The 21578-nt window shown below is 41.8% G+C and carries 16 protein-coding genes; 8 read left to right on the forward strand and 8 right to left on the reverse strand.

All coding sequences use genetic code 11. The features are described 5' to 3' along the window. Nucleotides 1-109: 109 nt before the first annotated feature. Nucleotides 110-865, forward strand: a complete 756-nt coding sequence (locus E0E36_RS08045; RefSeq protein WP_130855512.1) for a GntR family transcriptional regulator — start codon at nt 110-112, stop codon at nt 863-865. A gap of 4 nt (nt 866-869) precedes the next feature. On the opposite strand, the gene E0E36_RS08050 is transcribed toward E0E36_RS08045, so the two are convergent. The 7 genes from E0E36_RS08050 to E0E36_RS08080 all read right to left on the reverse strand — a co-directional run bounded on the left by E0E36_RS08050 (nt 870) and on the right by E0E36_RS08080 (nt 13902). Next, entirely contained in the window at nt 870-3179 is a 2310-nt protein-coding gene (locus E0E36_RS08050) for a beta-glucosidase (protein ID WP_130855513.1), read from the reverse strand. Nucleotides 3180-3196: 17 nt separating this feature from the next. Beyond that, complete coding sequence (locus E0E36_RS08055) at nt 3197-3910, reverse strand: SGNH/GDSL hydrolase family protein (protein ID WP_130855514.1); 714 nt, start codon at nt 3908-3910, stop codon at nt 3197-3199. Nucleotides 3911-3927: 17 nt separating this feature from the next. Beyond that, nucleotides 3928-6462, reverse strand: a complete 2535-nt coding sequence (locus tag E0E36_RS08060; protein ID WP_207303737.1) for a hypothetical protein — start codon at nt 6460-6462, stop codon at nt 3928-3930. Nucleotides 6463-6477: 15 nt separating this feature from the next. After that, a complete protein-coding gene (locus E0E36_RS08065) occupies nt 6478-7902 on the reverse strand; it encodes a RagB/SusD family nutrient uptake outer membrane protein (RefSeq protein ID WP_130855515.1) in 1425 nt (474 codons plus the stop codon). A 31-nt stretch (nt 7903-7933) separates the two neighbouring features. Continuing rightward, nucleotides 7934-11095: a SusC/RagA family TonB-linked outer membrane protein gene (locus E0E36_RS08070; RefSeq protein WP_130855516.1), complete on the reverse strand. Its 3162-nt coding sequence runs from the start codon at nt 11093-11095 to the stop codon at nt 7934-7936. Nucleotides 11096-11134: 39 nt separating this feature from the next. Beyond that, entirely contained in the window at nt 11135-12586 is a 1452-nt protein-coding gene (locus E0E36_RS08075) for an L-fucose/L-arabinose isomerase family protein (RefSeq protein WP_130855517.1), read from the reverse strand. A 92-nt stretch (nt 12587-12678) separates the two neighbouring features. Then, a complete protein-coding gene (locus E0E36_RS08080; protein WP_130855518.1) occupies nt 12679-13902 on the reverse strand; it encodes an MFS transporter in 1224 nt (407 codons plus the stop codon). A 1225-nt stretch (nt 13903-15127) separates the two neighbouring features. Here E0E36_RS08080 and E0E36_RS08085 point away from each other — a divergent pair. The 6 genes from E0E36_RS08085 to E0E36_RS08110 all read left to right on the forward strand — a co-directional run bounded on the left by E0E36_RS08085 (nt 15128) and on the right by E0E36_RS08110 (nt 19749). After that, nucleotides 15128-15601, forward strand: coding sequence for an RNA polymerase sigma factor (locus E0E36_RS08085; protein ID WP_130855519.1), 474 nt, complete (start codon nt 15128-15130; stop codon nt 15599-15601). After that, nucleotides 15594-16187 carry a hypothetical protein gene (locus tag E0E36_RS08090; protein ID WP_130855520.1) on the forward strand — a complete coding sequence of 198 codons (594 nt, stop codon included), beginning with the start codon at nt 15594-15596 and terminating at the stop codon, nt 16185-16187. Before E0E36_RS08085 ends, E0E36_RS08090 begins: the two co-directional genes overlap by 8 nt. Nucleotides 16188-16192: 5 nt before the next feature. Then, on the forward strand, nt 16193-17050 hold the full coding sequence (locus E0E36_RS08095) for a CE1 family esterase (protein WP_130855521.1): 858 nt from the start codon (nt 16193-16195) through the stop codon (nt 17048-17050). Between the two features lie 369 nt (nt 17051-17419). After that, complete coding sequence (locus E0E36_RS08100) at nt 17420-17992, forward strand: Crp/Fnr family transcriptional regulator (protein WP_130855522.1); 573 nt, start codon at nt 17420-17422, stop codon at nt 17990-17992. A 95-nt stretch (nt 17993-18087) separates the two neighbouring features. Continuing rightward, nucleotides 18088-18615 (forward strand): YceI family protein, encoded by a 528-nt coding sequence (locus E0E36_RS08105; RefSeq protein WP_130855523.1) that lies wholly within the window; start codon nt 18088-18090, stop codon nt 18613-18615. Between the two features lie 57 nt (nt 18616-18672). Next, nucleotides 18673-19749: an NAD(P)H-dependent flavin oxidoreductase gene (locus tag E0E36_RS08110; protein ID WP_130855524.1), complete on the forward strand. Its 1077-nt coding sequence runs from the start codon at nt 18673-18675 to the stop codon at nt 19747-19749. A gap of 120 nt (nt 19750-19869) precedes the next feature. On the opposite strand, the gene E0E36_RS28160 is transcribed toward E0E36_RS08110, so the two are convergent. Next, a complete protein-coding gene (locus E0E36_RS28160; RefSeq protein WP_278045539.1) occupies nt 19870-19998 on the reverse strand; it encodes a hypothetical protein in 129 nt (42 codons plus the stop codon). Nucleotides 19999-20166: 168 nt separating this feature from the next. Between E0E36_RS28160 and E0E36_RS08115 the strand changes: the two genes are divergently transcribed. After that, nucleotides 20167-21564 (forward strand): glycoside hydrolase family 43 protein, encoded by a 1398-nt coding sequence (locus E0E36_RS08115; protein ID WP_130855525.1) that lies wholly within the window; start codon nt 20167-20169, stop codon nt 21562-21564. Nucleotides 21565-21578: the final 14 nt, after the last annotated feature.

Genomic DNA, 21578 nt, shown 5'->3' on the forward strand with positions numbered 1-21578 from the left:
ATAAAAAGATATACGTCTAACAAACTATTCGAGTAACAAAAATGATTCGTTTATCGTTAAATTGACTATATTCGTCTGATGATTAGTTTCGAGATTTAATAATTTACGAATGAAGCCGAAGTTTGTTGCCATCAGTGAAGAGATTATAGAAAAAATTATATCTGGCGAATTGTTGCCGGGCGATAAGGTTCCTTCTGAAAACGAATTGATCAAAACCTATCATATTAGCAATACTACGGCTCGTAAAAGCCTCCTTGAAATCGAGTCGAAAGGGTGGGCACGTAGAATAAAAGGGAAGGGCACTTTTGTGCTGAATCGTACGTCTGACCATCAGCTCTTGCGCACTTTGGGTTCTATTGATTCTACGCGGAGGGGGTTCAATGAAGGTCTTCAAGTGGAAGGTTTTACACCAAAGAACATCCTCTTGGAGAAAACTGTCTTGAAAGATGGTCTTTCGGCGGCTGTTATGGGAAAGCATTACATTATAGAAGGTCCCGTCCTGAAAATCCATCTGTTGCGTTACGCGGATGATGACGTGCTCAAAGATGAAATTCGTTACATTTCTCTTCAGCTCTGCCCACGGATAGATCGTCTGTCTACAGACATTTCTTACTTTAAAACTTATGAAGACCATTATAAACTTCAAATTAATGATGTTAAACAAACTCTAAGCGCTGACATCTTATACCCGAAAGATAACCACAATAATTTTGAAGTAGATCGGCCAATTGCAGTCTTCGCACTGGATGGGGTGGTACTCACCCCAGCGGAAGAAGTAATCGAAATTGAACGTTCTTATTACCGGGGGGATAAATACAAGTTTGCCGTGGTGGCTCATCCGCAATATGAACCCTCCAAGTCATAACCGTTTATCTTCCCGTCCATTCATTGATTTCTTCTGGTGGGGCTAACAGCTTTTCGACTTTTTTTACAAGCATCCCTTTTGGCACATTGAAGGATACTTTTTTCTTTATATGGCTGCTGGAGCTGCTTATATAGAGCTCGTATGTCCCTGCTTCAACCTCCCATGCGCTTTTTTTGCTATTAAAAGAAGCCAATAGTAGCGGGTCAATCTGGAAATCCATTCTCTCCATTGCACCTGGAGTCAACGTGCCGGTTTTAGCGAAGGCTTTTAATTCTTTGCTTGGTTTGTGCATACTTAGACCCGGGGCACGAAGGTATACTTGCACCACTTCGCGGCCAGCGACCGGCCCGTCATTTTGAATAGAAATTGACAAGTTGAGATTGTCTCTGAATACTTTTGTGCTCAATATCGGCTCTTTGTAGCTAAAGCGCGTGTAAGATAATCCATAACCAAATGGATAAGCAGTTTTTCTATTATAACTATCATAGTAACGGTAGCCTATATAGATGCCTTCTTCGTATAGTACTTTTAATGGGTTGTCTGCAGGTGTGCCGGGGAAATTCTTAGCTGTGGGTACATTTTCATAACGAAGAGGAAAGCTCGTTGTCAGTTTACCTGACGGGTTGATGCGCCCACTAATAATATCGGCCATGGCGTGACCGCCTTCTTGCCCTGGGTGCCAAGCGAGTAAAATAGCATCTACTTGGTCGCGCCAGCTGGCTGTTTCTATTACGCCTCCAATATTGAGTACGACCACAACCTTTTTACCTTTTTTACGAAAGCTTGTTGAAACCTGCTTGATTAGTTCCTCTTCTGCATTCGTGAGATAAAAGTCCGTCTGCTTACGGTCTCCCCCTTCTCCAAATACACGCATAAGTGAAATCAATGCTACATCACAGCTCGCTGCTTTTTCTTGTATTATTTTTTTACCTAATTGAAGTTCGTTTAACACGCTGTCGAGCTTCGGCATAGCCGTTATCAAACTGTCGCTTTTGTCTATCTTTCTTTCCCCTAGGGCTAAGTAGTTGTGGTATCGATTGGCCAAATCTTGGTCTAACGGATAACCAGCAGCCACTAAACCATCAGCCAATGAAACACTGTAGGCGTTATTGACCATTCCACTTCCGGTACCTCCAACAATGAGTTTGTAGGAGTAGTTGCCAAAAACTGCCACTTTCTGTGTTTTATCCAGCGGTAAGGTGGTATTTTCATTTTTTAGTAATACCATAGAGGAAGCTGCGGCTTTTCTGGCTAATTCAGCATGCTGTTTCAAATTTGGTTGATTGCTAACGGGACGGTTTTTGAAAGTAGGAGTACGTTGTACAATGCTTAATATGCGCCGAATGTTACGGTCGACCACTTCAGTTGCTAGAGACCCAGTGTTCAAGGCGCTGTCTATACTGTTCGACCAAGTCGCTAAACCTGGCATTAGTAGATCATTTCCCGCCTTCATTTGCTTGATTGGATCATCTCCTCCATACCAATCACTCATGACAAAACCGTCGAAACCCCATTCTTTACGCAACAAGTTTTCCAGGAGTTCAACGTTTTGCGATGTATGTATACCATTAATTTTATTGTAAGATGACATGACCGTCCATGGTTTGCCTTCTTTTACTGCTATTTCAAAACCTTTTAAGTAAATTTCGCGTAAAGCGCGTTCACTGATGATAGTATTAATAGTTCGTCTGTTGGTTTCTTGATTATTGGCTGCAAAATGTTTGATAGAAGTCCCAACGCCCTGAGATTGAATCCCCTTGATAGCGGCAGCTGCCATTTTTCCCGATAGGAGGGGATCTTCAGAATAATATTCGAAGTTGCGCCCTCCCAATGGGTTTCGGTGGATGTTCAATGCCGGAGCTAATAATATATCGACGCCATAAGCCAACGCCTCCTGACCCATTGCTTTTCCTACCGCTTCAGCAAGCTGAAGGTCCCAACTAGAAGCTAACAGGTTGGCAACCGGAAATGCTGTGCAATAATAGTGGCTACTGTCGCCATAGCGACGGGGAGCGATACGCAATCCCGCAGGTCCGTCGGACAACATGATGGAAGGAATGCCGAGGTCTACAAACGGATAGGTGTAGCCTCCTACACCTTCTATGTTTTTTTGTTGCTGGCCCGGAAGCGCTGTCGGGATGACTCCTCGTCGTTTTGCACCTGTTACCATCAAGGATTTCTCTTCATTCGTCATGGCGTCAATCAACTGCTGGACGGGAGAATGACCAAAAATAGGACGTTCTTGTGCTTTGGTATTAATAGAAAGATATACAAGTAAGCCAAGTAGATAAAAAGTAGATAAGCCTATGTTCATGATGATTGGATGATTATTTATTGAAACCATTTGAATAGTTCATCGGCAATAAGGGCATGTCCTTTTTCATTGGGATGATTAATATGCGACATATAGTTCCGTATCCCGCCTTGTTCGTTAACTATTTGCACAAACCGCTGATAGGGGTCGGCAAGGCCAACCTGATATTCCCTTGCAAGGTTGCGTATCTGTTGTGCATGTTGCGATAAAGGACTCTTCGCGTCGGCAATAGCTTGGCGTTGATCTGGAGAGGGAGTTAAAAGGATCACTTTGATACCTTTGGCTTGGGCTGCTTCAATCATTGATGCCCAAGCCACCTTGGATTGTCTTAGACCGATGCCAAGATCATTCAACGCGTAATCAATAAAGACTACATCAGGTTTATGTGGCAAAACATCGGTTATAAAGCGCTTTTCGCCTTTTGTTGACCATTCACCCCCAATAGAGGTCAGAATGATGTTGATCACCGCATAAGGGTATTGTTCTTTAAGCCGTTTTAATAACAGGTATGGATATGATTGCAGAGTGTGCACTTCTGAATTGGCCCAATAACCAGAAGGGACAGAATGCCCGTGGAACACGAGATTAATGGTCTTATTGTTTGGAAACTTCGTCTTTAGGATGTTTTTTACCGATACGAGGTAATCTTGAGGTGTTGCCGGAGTCAGTTGTTGCGCTGAAATTAGGCTAATAAAATATAGACTGAAAAATAAATAAGTGACTGTTTTCATAAAGAATGGATTTATGTTTACCAGGACACCACCAAATCTCCGGTGACATCCTCTATTACATAATGGTGTCCAAGCGTTTCATCTCCTTTTTTTACAGGTATTTTTCCTTTTTTCCAGGGATAGTCGCTATTTAAGTAAAAATTGATTTCTTGTTTACCAATTGCTTCGGGTGGATATACACGTACCGTCGCATTCTTTAATCCGCTAACTTTTAAGCGTCGGCTAATACCGAGTTCGCCAGAATGTATTTCCTTGCAAGAAACTAAACCGTCGGCCTGTGTAACGAAGAGCCTACATTCGCGGTGCCAAGATGGGGGGAACAGATATTGACTATAACCTTCGTGCAATTGAGTGTCATAACCCAGGAGCAAGGGCGCCCCTTGAGCCAACTTAAACTTGTGAATAACGCTTGTATTGGGTGCGTATCCTGAGAATTGATAGGCATTGTTACTTCGCGCGATGCTCAGTACAGGGTTTTTGATCGTTGGTGATGACTTCTGGAATCTTATATCGATTCCGAAAGCATCAAGAACGTAACGCAGATACAATGGGCCAACAAAATATGTATTGGGGTCATCAGGGTTTAGAAGTCGGCCTCCTGCGAAATGGCTTGAATTGGTGCCAGCGAGATAAGCAATTTTTCCTCCTTTCCAGGCGGGAAGCGATCGCAATGTTACAACATCACGGCATCTGTGTCCTTGGCTGAAGCTGACATAAACCTTACTGTTGCTATCCTGCGTATCTCGAATTTTGCTACGGATACCACCTCCTGAGAGAAGCGCCTGATGACGAATCTTTTTTGGATAAGTTTCTTGCAATTGATCGCCTTTAAATGTACTTTTTATCTCGAACTCACCTTCAAGCGGTTCAACTTTTTGTAGATTAAGTAAGCCAAGAAGCTGCTCGCTTGCACGTTCGAGGGGGCCATAAAGGACTACTTTACCGCCGGTTTGAAGGTAGTCAATCAGCGCGTTTTCATAAGCCGAATTTGGATCCGGTACGATACTGAGAAGAGTGGAGGCATTAAATAAGGACGGTTTTGCATGCCGGACACTGACGAAAGACTCGGTACTGATAACGGAGTTCAAGGGCAACCCATTGTTGATCGCCTGTCGAACAAACCAGTCGCCGTAATAGATCTCCTCCAGGTTTATTTTCTGATTAGCCCAACGATGATATTCTGCAAACGGATATACCCAAACAAGTGGGCCAGGTGCATCAGGGGCATCATACCGGGCCTTTAGGATATGGGGCGTAACCTCGTCGGGTACTTGTGTTGGCATATTACCAAAAGAGTCATCAATCGTCAAAAAATTTAAGTGCGTAGGCAGGGCTACATTTCCATTTTCATCAATGCGGGCGACACTCATCGGTAAATAGATATCATGTGGCTCGCGTCCGTAGCGATCTAACCATGGGCTGTTTAACCACCAGGGGTCGTGCGTATAGAAGCGAAAGATATACTGATTGCTGGGTAGTTCAGCCATGCGTGACATATAGCCCGCCAGCTCGAGCCCAAAGTCGCCATCTAAGGCGGCCCATGGTGAATTTGGTGGCGGAAGGATATTGAAACCACCTCGATAGATGGCTTGTAAGTCAACGCCGTCTTTGGCCAGATCAATACCGGTAGACAAATTGGTTCCACGAGTTTCGATCCGAATGCTCGGGCATTCCCGCCTGAACAGGGTCCAAAAATCAAGAATTTTTGCTTTGATATCAGCTAATTTATCCGTATTAAAATCGCTGCCAGTGAAAATAACACCGGTTGATGACCAAGGTTCCATGCCAAAACCAAATCCATTGCTAAACCAAATATAATCGAATCCCAAATCACTTAGAAAATGTTGACTTTGTCGGCCGAAGAAAGTACCAAAGGGGGTGTTGGCAGGAATACCTTTGGGATAGCCTGCGTAGTTTTCTTTGTCGGCTTTTAGAGTTGCGTAACTGTAGACAAAGCTCTTATGTCCCATAGCACTTCCCTCGACAATTTCGGGATGTTTCTCGTACTTGAAGGGCGATTTTGCGAATTCCGGACCTGGATCAAAGGTGGCGCCTATACGTATTGGTTTTCCGGTGAGTTGTTTTCCAACCCGCTTAAGCGTGTCGATAATTTCTTTAAGGTCGCCGTATAGGAAGTCGGGTGGTGCATCTTGGTAAAGATAAGCCCGTTCATGGAGAGAGAGCTCTTTTGGGCCTGTGCCAATGGCATGCATGGTGTTAGGATTGCCGATATACTTTGCCCACTCCAAGGCTTGGTTCAAATTACCCTTATAATCGAGAATTTCCGAACCATCCGCTACCCATAATAGAACGGAGACGGTATCGGCGTGACGCAAGAGCGCGTGCCATTGCGTGAACATCTCTACGGCCACCAACTGATAGTACTTGGCATCTTTCACTTTAAAGGGTTTCAACGAAACTTCTAAGGTGATATTGTCAAAGCGTTTCCCTTTCAAATTGGTGTTTATCTGACCTACAGAGATGCTGTTGCTCATCATCAACATAACGCACAAGAGCAGCGGTGCCAACGATACATGCTTTCTATATTTCATAGCTGCTTAGTAACCTTAATAACCTGGGTTTTGCTGTAATTTAGGGTTTATTTCAATTTCCCGCCGGGGAATCGGCAATAATAATTCGTGATCTTCCACGGAAAATTTCAATCCTTTTTGTGCATAGTAAGCATTGATCACTTCCTGTGCTTTACCGGTACGTTTTAGGTCGAACCAGCGTTGGGCTTCAAAAACAAATTCAACCCGGCGCTCCTGTGCAATTGCTTGCCGCAATGCTTCTGTATCGTTTTTTTCGAAAGAGTTTAATCCAGCTCGGGAACGGACGAGATTTAGATAAGTGTTTGCATCGGCAGATCCCTGTTCGTTTAGCGCTTCGGCATACATGAGCAATACATCTGCATAACGCAAAACAGTGAAATTAGCCGACCCATCGAGTGGGTTGTTTGTAGTCATATCTACAAACTTTAACCCATAACGACTGTAAACCATGCCCACATCTGTAAGAATAGAATCGCCGACCGATGCAGACATACGTACATCTCCCGATTCGTAGGCCTGCATCAAGCTTAAGGTAGGATTGATACGACCCGATCCCGATTGCCGGTCGGGCAGTAGCCCGATAATAGCTGGGGTAAATAGTGAAGAATAGCTGTTGCCAAGATTGACACCTGAAGTGTATTTGAATTCGAAGATGGATTCTGCCAAATTTTCATTGCTGGGTTGAAAAAGACTTTTATAGTTATCAACCAAGCTGTAATGACCTAAATCAATGACCTCTTTTAACTTGGCTGCTGCGTCCATGTAGTTGTGTTGGGTAAGGTATACTTTACCCAACAGCGTTTTTATGGCGCCGATAGACACTTGACCTTTATTTGGATTCAGATTGATTGGTATCTGACTTTCAGCAGTGAGCAGATCACTGATGATCAGTTGATACACTTCCTCACTTGGCTTTAAGGTAATATCCGCTGCGAAAACCTGCGCCGGACTGTTAAACTCGGCATCTGTAACTGGTGTATTACCGAAGGCCTGCACCAAAAAAAAGTAGCTTAATGCCCGCATAAATCGAGCTTCTGCAGCGATTCTGTTTTTAGCGATCTCATCAATCGCAGCCTCATTGATGCGATTCAATAGTACATTACAACGGGATACCGTGAAGAGTGCACTATTCCAAGCGCTTTGAATAATGGTATTGGTTGCTGTAAGGGTCATTTCGTCAAATTCTACTTCAGCCAGTGATGATGTCGGAATAGATATTTCAGCGTTATCTGTTGTTAATTCTGTAATGAAAAAGATGTCACGGGCGTATAGGTTCTTCAAAGTGGCATAAATGCCTACCATTGATGTCTCGAAATCTTTTTCGGTTTTATAGAAATTGTTCTGATTGATTTGATTCTCAGGTTCCAGTTCTAAAAAATTGCTACAGGCACTTACCAAGAGAGTGCATGCGATGCAAATGCTTAACCAGTACTTTTTCATAATGTCGTTTATAAAGTGAAATCCTAATTGTTTATTTTAAGGTGGCACGAATTCCTATTGTAAAGGTTCTTGCCAAAGGATAGCCAAAATAATCTACACCACTTGCTGCGATGTTATCACCTGTAGAGCTTACTTCCGGGTCATAAGAGGGGTAGTTTGTAAAGGTGAAGGCATTGGCCACGTCACCATAAATGGTTAAACCGGGTACGTTCAGTTGTTTGAGCAGACGCTCGGGAAAGCGATAAGCAAGATTGATGTTCTTGACGCGGACGAAAGAGCCATCAAAGAGGTAACGCGAACTGAATTGCTGGCCACGTGCATAATCACTCCGGATAGCCCGAGGTACTAAGCCGGCTCCTGGCCGCTCAGGTGACCGCCAACGGTCGTTTGCTAACGCTAACTGATTTTGTACACCCGCACTGTTCAACAAGATCTCTCCACCTTGAAAGTAAACTTCCTGACCTTGGCTACCTACAACAGATACATTTAGCGTTAGGTTTTTATAGCGGAAGCTGTTGTTAAATCCAAAGGTATAATCGGGCATAGGATTTCCCACAATGGTTTTGTCATCATCGCTTATCCGACCATCGCCATTCACATCCGCAAATTTTACATCGCCTGGTTGGGTATTTGGCGTAACCAACGGTGAAGAATTTACCTCATCCCAGTCTTTGAATACACCGATGGCGTGCAGTAGAAAAAAGCTAGAAATCGGTTTTCCTACCTCAGTGATCTGGTAGGTTGAATTACTGATGCGCGAACCCACAGTGCTTAGTTTCAATACCTTGTTCTTATTAAAGCTGATATTGAAGTTGGTGCTCCAGGAAAAGTCGGTACTTCGAATGTTCTCGGTGTTCAGAGCAATTTCAAGTCCTTTGTTTTCCAATTCGCCGATGTTCTGTGTCGCTGTTAGAAAACCCGAAATAGCAGGTAAGGCGTTATTGAGCAGTAGGTCTTTCTTTAGATTACGGTAAATATCAATGCTAAGGTTCAACCGGCTATTCCAGAATGCTACATCCATACCAAGGTTAGTTTGCTGAGAGCGCTCCCAGGTAAGCTCGGCATTGGCAAGGCCTGCTGGTACAATACCTAAGATTGGAGCTCCGTTGTTAACATAAGAAGTAGTGCCTAATAAGCCGATATGTGCATAATTGCCGATGAGATTATTGCCTGATTCACCATAGCTTGCGCGGATTTTTAAATCGTTGATAAGTTGTTGATTCTTCATGAAACCTTCCTCGGATAATCGATATCCTACAGATGCCGATGGAAAAGTACCCCAGCGATTATTGGTGCCGAAGCGCGAACTTCCATCACGTCGAACCGTACCCGTAAACAGCCACTTATCGGCAAACGTATAGTTGATACGGCCGAACATGGAAAGCATTGCCCATTCGGATATATAGTTATTACCGGCATTAACATTGCCGCCACCGATATAGTGAATGTAGTCGGTCGGGAAATCCGTAGCGCCTGCTTGTAGTATTTCAAATCGATCTTTTTGAGCCGAAAACCCCGCGACTGCGTTGATACGATGTTTTTCACCTAGGTGCTTGTTATAGGTAACCGTATTTTCATTAAGCCAATTAAGGGAGGTCTGCTGATTAACACCTGCTGTTGCCGGACTGGTTTTTACGCCCCATTGGCCAATTTCGGACGATTTCCATAACTTCGTGTTATTTGAATTGTAGTTGATGCCAATAGATGTTTTAATGGTTAAATCGTCATTTACTTTGTATTCCAGGTAGTTGTTATTGAACACCTGCGTTGAATATCGTCTATCACTAAATTCATCGATCACGAGTAGGGGATTTTCTACGGGTACGCCAAAAGGATCTAATAGCTCGGAGGTGTAACTGCCGTCGGGATTATAAATAGCGAGTGCAGGCGAATTCGCTAAGGCTGTGGCGATTAGTCCACGTTGTCCCAGATGGCCTTCAGCTCGTGCAAAATTGCCATAAGCGTGCGAACCTGCAACGGAAACACCGAGTTTTAGATGTTCGGTAAGATCGACGTCTAGGTTAGTTCTGATGTTAAATCGCTTGAAATCAGAATTTTTTATAGTGCCTTGTTGGTCAAAATAACCCGCCGATACATTATACACAACCTGTTGGCCGCCACTTGTAGAGAATAAGTAATTCTGTACGGGAGCGGTTCGGAAAATGACATCTTGCCAGTCGGTATTGGTAGTGATGGAACCAGGGTTTCTAAACTCCGGTTTAACGGAGGTAGCTCCGTTTCGCACTTCGTTGGGATCGCTTGCATTTCCGCCGGCTAATATCCACGCATTATCGCGTCCTTCCGCTACGAATTCAGCAAATTCTCTTGCATTCATCATGTCCAGTTTATTGGCTACTTGCTGTAAGCCTCCCGAGGCCTCTACCTGTATACTTGATTGTCCCTTGCTACCGCGTTTTGTTGTAATGATGACAACTCCGTTAGCTCCCCGCGAGCCATAGATAGCGGTAGCCGAAGCATCTTTCAAAATTTCAATGGATGCGATATCGGATGGATTAATGGTGCTGAGCGGATTGATTTTGGCCACCGTATTATTTGCCATACCGCTGGATGAGTAGGAGTTCCCATTAAAACTAGAGGCATCTGAGCCGCTACCACCTGCGCCTATAGCAAAACCATCGATCACATATAAAGGCTGATTGCCGCCTGTAATCGAATTGATACCACGTATGACTACGTTGACATTTCCTCCGGGAGATCCGGTGGTTTGCGTAATCTGGGCTCCCGCCACTCGGCCCTGCATTAGTTGATCAAAGCTGGCGGCAGGTGTAGGTATGAGATCTTTGCCGGATAAATTGACGATAGAGCCGGTTAAGTCGCGCTTTCGTTGCGTGCCATAGCCCACAACCACCACATCTTCCAATATTTGTGCGGTTGGTGTTAGGGTAATAGACAGATTATTATCGGTGCCTACAAGAACCTCTCTACGCTCAAAACCTACGTACGTGAAAACTAGTGTTTCCCCAATTGAAGCATTGACGTTAAAGTGCCCATTTTCGTTCGTTTTGCTGGATGCATTTCGCCCTTTGACCGTAATACTAACTCCTGGAAGCGCTTGCATGCCTTCGGACGAGATAACCCGTCCTTGAATTTGTTTTGTTTGCCCCATACTGGTCTGGCTGAGAAGCAAGAGTACAGTAAGGAAAACCAGTTTTAATTTAACAAAAGATTTCATAAATTAGTTGGTTAGATTTATAATATTATAGATATGGTATTACGCCACGATCACCGCCTCAATTCCTAAGTACTCCCCAATTTTCTTAAGGCTTTGCGCATGATGGCCGATTCCGAGTGCAAAATGATGCGTAGGACCTTCTTTTACCCATTTTGTCAAAAACGTACGCACATCAGGTTTAAAGTAACCACGTGTGTTGGTGTTTCCCGTCGGCGGAATTGGCCCCTCTACCGACATCCCTTCGGCAATGACGAATTTTATTTTTCCTTCGTAGGTTGAAGTGATGCTCAACATGGTAATAGGACCTTCCTTGATTTTGAATTCCACACCAGCGCCAAAGCCGGGTTTTCCATGGTATTTTTTTAAGCTCCGCAGGACCGGTTGGCCCTCGGCTATGGAGATGTTATGCGGCCCATCGTGACCGACAAGAATGAAATTCTCTTGGAAATCCACAGGGTGAAACTCCGCAAAGCTGCCGCCTATACCAAGTCGCTCCATGATCAACATGGCGATACAACATTTTAGGTCTGATTCGCCGCACATCGGAAAACCTGCACCCGTTAACAACGAGTTGCCCACAATCAAATTGGTCATTACCTGTTGCGTTAAGCTGTTTTCCTCGCCCTCGTAGTAATAAGCGAGTCCTGTGAGGTTTTTTTCGCGTACAAAAGTGTGTAGCGCTACCGATACCCTTGCAGCGACTTCAAGATCAGTGCTCCGTAGTTTTTCAGATATGGGATCAGATACCGGATCCGGTGTATCAAAAAAACCTAAAATTTTTTCTTTCTCGTAGTCGACGGCTGCAGTGGATACTTCATTGTACTTGCTTACGATTTCATGTGCTTCACATTGTACAATATGTAGCCCGAAATGAGCAGTGAGCATGGTGGCATCTGAGTGCATATCTAGCATGGCCTCAATGGGGTGGCCAATATGACCGATGCGCGCAGTTTTAAGATCATGCAAGACTCTTGCAATGTCGCAATACTTTTTTATCTCTTCGTCTGCCGCTGGGTCGTCATGTAAAGTCCCAATAATAACCTCAGGCGCTTTTTTTCCCATCCGAACGGCTACGCCTGTGAATTCAGGTAAAGAGCAGATGTCGTCATTGTATAGCTGTTGATGAGTGGATGCTCTGCTATAATTCAATGCTTTGTCGGGTTGAAGTGCCACTAGCACAATAGGAACATCTAAGGATCTGATGATGACACCAAACGTGCTAGAAGTGGCGTAAGTAAGCATGTCGCAGAAAATTAGATCGAGATTGCCTGCTTTGAGTTTAGGTACCAACGCGTAGGCACCCGTTACGTCATCTATCATGCCAAACTCGATGAGCTCAATGTCGTAAGCCTTAACCTTGTCGATGAAGACAGCTTGCTTATCCAACATTTGTTGATAAAGGCCCTCAAATTGCGGCCAATACTTGGCATAACCAACTCCAAATACGCCTATTCTTGGGCGTGTTTTCTCTCTCTTGTTAAAGTTTTTCATTCGCTGTGTTCTAGTTTATTTTTGTATTCTTAACGCACTAACTTTTTATAAGTACTTCATGCTATCCCTTTAGCCAAGTGATGAGATATTTTTTATCTTGTCTTGTCTGGATACGGTTTTATAGTAATTCCTGTTGCGATAATTAAAAAAGCTATAGGATACATAAGGCCGCATATGAGCCATAAAGGCGTGTATGAATACTGTTGAATGATCCATCCTATTAGCGGGTTAATGACTAATCCCGAAATAGCACCGGCAGTACCCGAAAGTCCCACAATAGTAGACGTTGCTCTGTCTCCAAAAATGTCTGAAATAGCGGTAATGTAATTGGTAATCCAAAAACCGTGTGCAAATAACAGTATAGTCATCAGTGTAATAGCTGATGGTAAATCGCTTGTTTGAGGTATTAATATGGCTGATAATGTGAGTAAAGCGGCTACACCCATGACCAGCTTCCTTGCTTTGTTAACCGAGTAACCCTTTTTGATTAATGTGTCTGAAAAATACCCTCCGGCAATATTTGACAAGCCAAGAGCAAGAAAGGGTATCCATAAAAAATGTCCGATATCATCAAAAGATACGTTTTTGGTTTCATTCAAATACTTTGGAATCCAAAACATAAAAAAATAGAAAACGGGATCCAATAAAAAGCGTATCATTAACATTAACAAGGCTGATCGATTCCTGAAGATTTGAGAAAAAGGCAGAGGTGGTTTGGATGGATATATCTCCTTGTAAGTCTTTGGTTTATGTTGTTTTGGCCAACGCAGAAAGAGCCAAATGGCTACCCAAACGAGGCCAACTAGGCCAGCAAAGATGAAGCACCAACGCCAGCCATATCGATTAGATAACTGAATGGTAAGGACGGGAGCCAATACCGCTCCGATGGCAGACCCGCCAATAGCTATTCCATTAGCTAATGCACGTTCCTTTTTATTGAATAGCTCATTTACAGTCTTTGCAGCTCCGGGGAAACAGGCCCCCTCACCGAAGCCAAGCAGAAAACGCGAGGCAACAAGATGTGAAATATGTGTCATAAAGCCATGTAAAGCACTAGCGGTAGACCAAATACCTACGGCGACGGCCAAACCAATCTTGCCTCCGAAGCGCTCAATCAGTCGGCCGCCAATGGTAAACATCAGTGCATAACTTACTAAGAAGCTGGTGTTTACCCATCCGTATTGGATGTCCGTTATATTAAACTCTTTCTGGATCTTGATAATGGTAATCGAAAGTATTTGCCTATCGAGAAAATTAAGCCCCGTTGCAATAAAAACTAAGAATACGATAATCCAACGTATATAAGGTATTAGCATGAGATGGTAGTTTAATAAGATGTATTTTTTGCATAGTTCAATTAGCTGATCGTATAGCTTTTTTAAACAGTGCTCACGTTCTTAATTACATGTAGAAATATATTTGCTGAATCATTTTTCATAATATGTTATAATGGTTAGTGCTTTTAATAACAAACTTAGTGCGTTAAGTTGTTGTGAACAAATATAGCTAAATATTCGAAACAGGCAACAAACTTTTAAAGAAATTTTTTGAATATGTACCCGATTATTTTCTACCTTTAATATTATGCACACGTTTGGCACGACTAACATATCCTTATTTCATAGACAATTATCCACATTGTTTTTCTGCAAATATCGTCTTGACTTTGACCCTAAGGAGAATGTCGCTCCCGAAAAACTGACCGAACTGGTGGGAATACTTTATTATAGTCATAGAACTTGCTAAGCAGACACATGAACAACTCCCTAACAATTTCTATGTACAAATTAAGGTACAGGAATTAATGTACTTGCTTTCTATGAAGCTGTCGCTCGTGGAGAATCAAGTTTTAAGAATATAAATAGTACGATGCGGAGAGACTTTTGGTTATCCTCCATGAAATATTGAGCGATCTCAGTACACCGCCAACGCCGTTTGAAATGCATCTTGGCCATTATCGACGGTTACTTCCTTAAAATTAACTGCAACTCTTTAGCCACATACTTTACGATGTCTTTGTGTTTGCCCATAAAAATGTAAGAAGGAAAACTAGCAGAAGCACTTTCGATAAGCGACGCACAGGAATTTAGGTTAACGGAGATGTCTAGACAAACGGTTACCTGGTACCGAGAAAGTTATGAGCCATATATCGAAGCAATCAAAATCGGACAGAAGCCTATACTACCACAACTTTTCAGAAGAGGGTAATGGCTGTACCATTTTGTAAACAAGAACGCTCATTTCCACATCAGAAGACCCAACCGGCTAATTCGTAGCAAAGCCCGTGGGGTAATCCAATGACTATGTGACAATCCTATTTCGGTTATCCGAACCCATTCGGATTTGCTTTATGTACTTTAATTCAGTGTGTTCAGCTGAAGTCGATAGCAATGAAAAATACATAAAACTATACCCATCATGCCAGTTTTTGCGCTTATGCTACGAGGTATTTACCAGGTACTGCCATTGTATTTACGGAAGTTTTACGATTTTTTTTAGAAAGCATGTAACATTTCCTCAACATATGTATTTAGACAGTACATGGATTTCGAAAGTATATACAAAACGTATTCTCCAAAAATATTCAGGGTCTGTCTTGGGTACTTTAATGATATTGATAAAGCCAAAGATATAACACAAGAAACCTTTATTGTCGTGTTTGAATATTTGGGATCCATAAAAAATACGGAAAATATTCCGGGCTGGATATATCGGATTGCTACCAACAAGTGTTTGCGGCAGTTGGCGAATGAAAGGAGAAACGAACGGGTTCCTGATTTTGATTTTTCGAAGATTGAATACAAAGAAACAGCTATAGAGGAGGGGAGTTACCAAAAATTATGGCAGTGTATCAATGAACTTGCAGAACTGGACCGGATTATTATCGGCCTCTACCTCGAAGATGTTAATCAGGATAAAATAGCCGGAATTGTGGGACTCAGCCATGCCAATGTAAGAGTTCGGATCCATAGGATAAAAGAAGTTTTGTCAATAAAAATGAAAAAGTATGAATGATAGTTTTGAACAGCTCAAAAATACCTGGCTTTCTGTAGATAGGGATTTAGTTCCGGGTTTTACAGAAGTACAGGATGAAATTGTCCATTTGAGAAAGCAAAAGAGAAACCGGATTTTGGTATGGTACATGCTTGTAATCTTGTTTTCGCTAGTGGTTATTGGGTATGTAATATATACAGACAAACTGAATAACATCTATAAAAGTATTTCTGAATTCATTCTTCTCTTTACATCCATTTATTTATTCAGCAATTCATGGAAGAACATTACCAGACAAAAAAAAGAATATTTGTTGAGTAATCTTGCTTTCATCAAAAGCTTAAGCATTAATGAAAGCAAAAGAGCAGGTAAGCAGGTGCTTATAACTTGTACTTGTACAAGTCTCTTTATGATTTCTTTATTTTTTCACTTTTTAGATGATCTCCTTAATTCACCTGAACATTTTTTGATGGGCTTGTCTTCGCTGCTGATCCTTATGGTGATTGTTTGGAAGGTTTTAAAACCCATTAGTGATAAGAGGATCAGCGAAGAAAATAAAGAACTATTATCCAAAACAGAAAAGATTTTCACTAATATAAATGATTAAAAAATATGAAAAACCTATTAACCATTATTCTTCTGTTGGTATGCATTTCAATTTTTGCTCAAACGAAATCAATTCAGCACGATGGGATCAAAAGAAAGTACATTGTATATACTCCGAAAGGATATGATGCTGAAAAACGTTATCCGGTAGTTTTTAATTTTCATGGAGGAGGGATGACGCCTGCTGAGCAGATGCTTTATACACGATTTAACCAAACTGCCGATAAATATGGGTTCATTGTAGTTTATCCAAAAGGGATCAATGAAGACTGGAACGTCGGTTTTGGAATGTCTTACAAAAACGGTACGGATGACGTCGGTTTTACGGAAATTCTATTGCACCAAATCGAAAAGGATTACAAAATAGATGGCAACAGGGTCTTTGCGACCGGCTTGTCACGGGGAGGCTTTTTCTGCCATCGTGTTGCCGCCGAATTATCCCATCGGTTTTTGGCTGTTGCAAGTGTCGGCGCCCCCTTGCCGGATTCTATTGCTTATTACCATAATAACAATAGAAAGGAAGTTGGAGTTCTCATGGTTCATGGTACGGCCGATAAAGTAGTAGATTATAAAGGAAAAGATGGTCACTACTACTCCGCACTTGATTCTTACAATTATTGGAAAGAGAATTCATTTACAAACGACAATACCACAAAAATCGATGAGATTGCAAGCGATAGTACGGTAGTCGAGATTTTAGAATCCTTTTCCGGTAAAAAATCCGTTGTGCTGATTTCTATTGAGAACGGTGGACATACCTGGCCAGGCGCCGATGACTTTAATATAGGATTACCTATAGGGCTGACATCCAAAGAACTTGATATCAATGATTATATCTGGAGTTTTTTTGCTAAACAGAAATAATGCAATGGAATTTTTTGCATTTATGCAGTGCCCGTGCTTCGGGTCTCTTTAATTTGTTACAGGCTAAACGGTTTGTCTGAACGGTATTGTTTATCTCTGATTGGTCGGATGCAGCAGGCCCGGGTTATTTGGAGAAAGTAAGTTGCCTTAGGTCGTCTTGTACCGGCGTTGTAGAATAAGTATTGATTACATTCTGTAATTCTATTCAATCAAATGCATCGTACGGTGGTTTTTTGTAATTTAGCCACTAATGAGAGCATTGGTTGCGGTAATGCTGAATTGAATATCGGAGCTTGTATTTCCACCGCTATGAATAGCTCAAAGCTGTTGATGACAGGCATACAAAATCAGCAAGAAAAATGACGATGAATGAGTAAGATTCTACGACAACAAATAGAAAAAATCACACCGCTTTCAGACAACGAGTTTGAATACATATTGTCGCATTTCACTGAAAGAAAACTCAGGAAGCATCAATTTGCTGTGCAGTGCGGACAGGCCGTCAAGTTTGACTATTTTATTTTAAGCGGCTGCCTGAAATCTTATCACACAGACAATGACGGCAAAATCCATATTATACAGTTTGGTATGCAAGACTGGTGGATAACAGATTATCAGGCTTATTACAATCAAACTGCTGCCACAATTGATATTGATTGCATTGAAGATACCGAAATGCTTTGCTTGTCTTACGAGAACAGAGAAAAATTATGTGCGGAACTACATAAAATGGAGCATTTTTTCAGAAAGAAAACGAATATACGGAATGTTGCGCTGCAACAACGCATTCTTTCACTGATGAGCAATAATGCAAAGGAACGATACGATAGTCTATTGGAACAATACCCCCAACTTTTTCAAAAAGTACCAAAACATTTATTAGCCTCTTATTTAGGCGTTACAAGAGAAACACTAAGCCGTTTTAATTCAACTTCCAAATAAACTGTGATTTACCTCACATTAAAGTTGTGAGGTATGTCCTTCCTGATTTACCTAAAGCTATGGAATTTTGTGTTATAAATTTCAACACAAAAATAATGGCAAAATTTCAAATTCAAAGTGCGAGTAGTACCGTAAACTGGACAGGTAAAAAAGTATTGGGCTTGCATACAGGAAGCATAAATGTAGAAAGCGGATTTCTTGAGCTTACTGACCACTTGATTACAAACGGTGAGATTAAAATTGATATGGCTTCAATTGCTGTTACCGACATTGAAGACATCAAGACCCATCATGAATTCCTGGCTCACCTGCAAAGTGAAGATTTTTTTTCAGTGGACAGGTTCAAAACGGCAACGTTGGTAATTACAGGTTCCAGGCAAATAGAAAATAGCAATTTCTCGATAAGCGGTAATCTTACCATAAAGGATATTACAAATCCTATCAGCTTCAATGCAAAAATTGAAGTATTTACCGACTACTTACATTCAATGGGCGAAATTGTTATTGACAGAACGGCGTACAACATCCGTTACGGCTCCGGTAAATTTATTGACAATCTTGGCGATAAGCTTATTTACGACGATTTCGTTCTTCAATTCAAGTTGATAGGAAAAATAAGTTGAAAAAATGGAAAGACGGACTGGTATTGCTAATTTTTCGTCAGTAAAAATAAAAACACCATGTGGAATAAAACAAAATTTACAAAGCTATTGGGTATAGATTTCCCGATCGTTCAGGGACCCTTCGGTGGTGGATTGTCATCAGTCAGCCTCACAAGCACAGTTTCAAATGCAGGGGCGTTGGGTTCTTTCGGTGGGCAGCCTTTTTCTGCTCGGGAAATTATCAACATTTGCAATGAAATTAAAAAGAACACGAATAAACCCTTCAATATTAATTTGTGGGTTAATGACCGTGATAGCCGTTTAGCTACGTTTGGCGATGATGACTATAAAAAACTTACAGAATTGTTTAAGCCCTATTTTAACGAACTTGGTTTACCAATTCCCCCAAAACCGACAGATTTGGGGACGAAATTTGAAGAGCAGGTAGAAGCGATATTTGAAGCAAAACCTGCTGTATTTAGTTTTGTTTACGGCATTCCGCCACAACCTATTTTAGCAAGATGCAAAGCACTTGGAATAAAGACCGTTGGTGCCGCTACTACGGTAGATGAAGCTATTGCCTTGCAGCATGCAGGTGTAGATGCTATTGTAGCAACAGGATTTGAAGCGGGCGGGCATAGGGTTTCCTTTTTACAGTCAGCAGAAGATTCGCTGACAGGCACTTTTGCACTAATACCACAAGTTGCAGATGCAGTCAACATTCCGATAATAGCAGCAGGAGGAATAACTGATGCAAGAGGAATACAGGCCGCACTAGCATTAGGTGCCGATGCCGTACAGATGGGGACTGCGTTTTTAGCAACAGAACAATCAAACGCATCGCAAGATTATAAAGACAAATTATTCACATCTGATGCCAAACATACATCGCTAACGAAGGTATTTACAGGCAGACTTTCAAGAGGAATACGCAACAGAATAACGGAAGAGTTAAAACCTTTTGAATACTTATTAGCTCCATATCCTTTGCAAAGCAAATTTATGGGAAATTTGAAAGCCTATCCTGCCACCTATGATACCAACCCGGACCTCAGTTCATATTGGGCAGGACAAGCAGCGGCTTTACTGAAACACCGAGATGCAAAAACCTTGATAGAGACTTTGGTAAAAGACATGAATAAAAAGACCTTCTAGATTTAAATGTCAGTCCTCGATATCTGTGGCCGCTACATCTGGAAGCAATCTACAAAGTTTGTTCAGTTATAGATATCTGTCAGGATTTGACAAACCTAAAAAAGTGAGAATAGAAAAATTCTAAATGTGTTTCTGTCCTTCGCGGTTTGTAAAATTATGTTTAACTTTAACTAGGTCTTGGCCATTATCGACGGTTACTTCCTTAAAATTACCTGCCACATACTGTTCGATTTCCTTGTCGTTGCCCATAAAAAAATGTGTTATTTATTTCACTTATTCGCTAATATTTCTTTATTTCGGGTATTAAGTGTTTAAATGACATCTGTAAAATTTGCCATTTAGTGCTAGGCTAACCAATAAACGCTAATGAACTAATTGCCTGAAAGCAAGAGGATCAATAGACTGAAATCGTAAATTATGAAATTAGACTTAAACAATTGTCCCAAAGTGGGGATATTAGCTGCATTACTCTGTATATTGAGTTCAAGTGGGTTCGCGCAGAACCCGATCATCCAAACAAAACATACGGCAGACCCAGCTCCTATGGTGTATAAGGACACGGTATACTTATACACAGGTCATGACGAGGATGATGCTTTTGGGTTTAAAATGACGGATTGGCTGCTCTATACGTCGACCGATATGGTTAACTGGCAGGATCGCGGTCCTGTAGCTTCATTGAAAAATTTTAAATGGGTCGATGCAGATAATGGTGCCTGGGCGGCCCAATGTGTAGAACGCAATGGAAAGTTTTATCTCTACTGTACTGTGCCAGGAGGTGTCGGGATAGGTGTACTGGTTTCTGACAGTCCCTACGGGCCGTTTGTTGATCCCATTGGTAAACCCTTGGTGAAAAATTCCAATGAAGATATAGATCCAACGGTTATGATCGATGACGACGGTCAAGCGTATATGTATTGGGGAAATCCTAACCTGTGGTATGTTAAGCTCAAGGAAGACATGATTTCGATTGATGGTGAAATCGTTAAGGATTCATCATTCGCTAAACTTGAAGGGCAGAAAGACCCATTTCGCTATCAGGAAGGACCTTGGGCGTGGAAAAAAAACGGGAACTATTATATGGCCTACGCTTCAACTTGCTGTCCGGAAGGAATAGGCTATGCGATGGGAAAATCAGCGACAGGTCCCTGGGTCTTTAAGGGAATGATTATGGATCGCAATAGCCGATCCAATGGTAACCATCCCGGTATTATAGACTATAAGGGTAAGTCGTATGTATTTGGATTTAATTATGAAATACTCAAGAAAACAATGAGCAAGCATTATGAGAGACGGTCCGTCTGTTTAACCCAGCTGGTTTATAATGAAGACGGCACACTGAAAGAACTGCCATTTTGGACATCTGAAAGTGTAGAACCTGTAGGGACACTTAACCCTTACCGGAGAACCGAGGCAGAAACAATCGCTTTTAGTGAAGGGCTCAAAACCGAAAAGCAAACGGAATGGGAGCGTAATATCCCTTGGGATAAAGGAGCGAAGATAGCTGATCGGGTAGTGGTTTCATCTATACACAATGGAGATCATCTCATGGTTCGGGCAATAGACTTTTCCAAGGGTATAAAATCCTTAGACGTTAATGTTGCGTCGCTTTATGGAGGCAAGATCGAGGTTTATTTGGATAGCATCAATGGGCCGTTGTTAGGTGTAGTGAACGTTAATACGCAGGGTGAGGGTGATATCTTTCGTACAGTTAACGGGTCCATGAAAAATATAACGGGTAAACACGATGTTTTTTTTGTTTTCAAAGGAAAAAAAGATTTATTCTATTTTGATTGGTGGCAGTTTAAATCTTAAATTTAAGGTAAAGA

The sequence above is a fragment of the Olivibacter jilunii genome (assembly GCF_900607235.1).
In the GTDB taxonomy this organism is placed as follows: domain Bacteria; phylum Bacteroidota; class Bacteroidia; order Sphingobacteriales; family Sphingobacteriaceae; genus Olivibacter; species Olivibacter oleidegradans.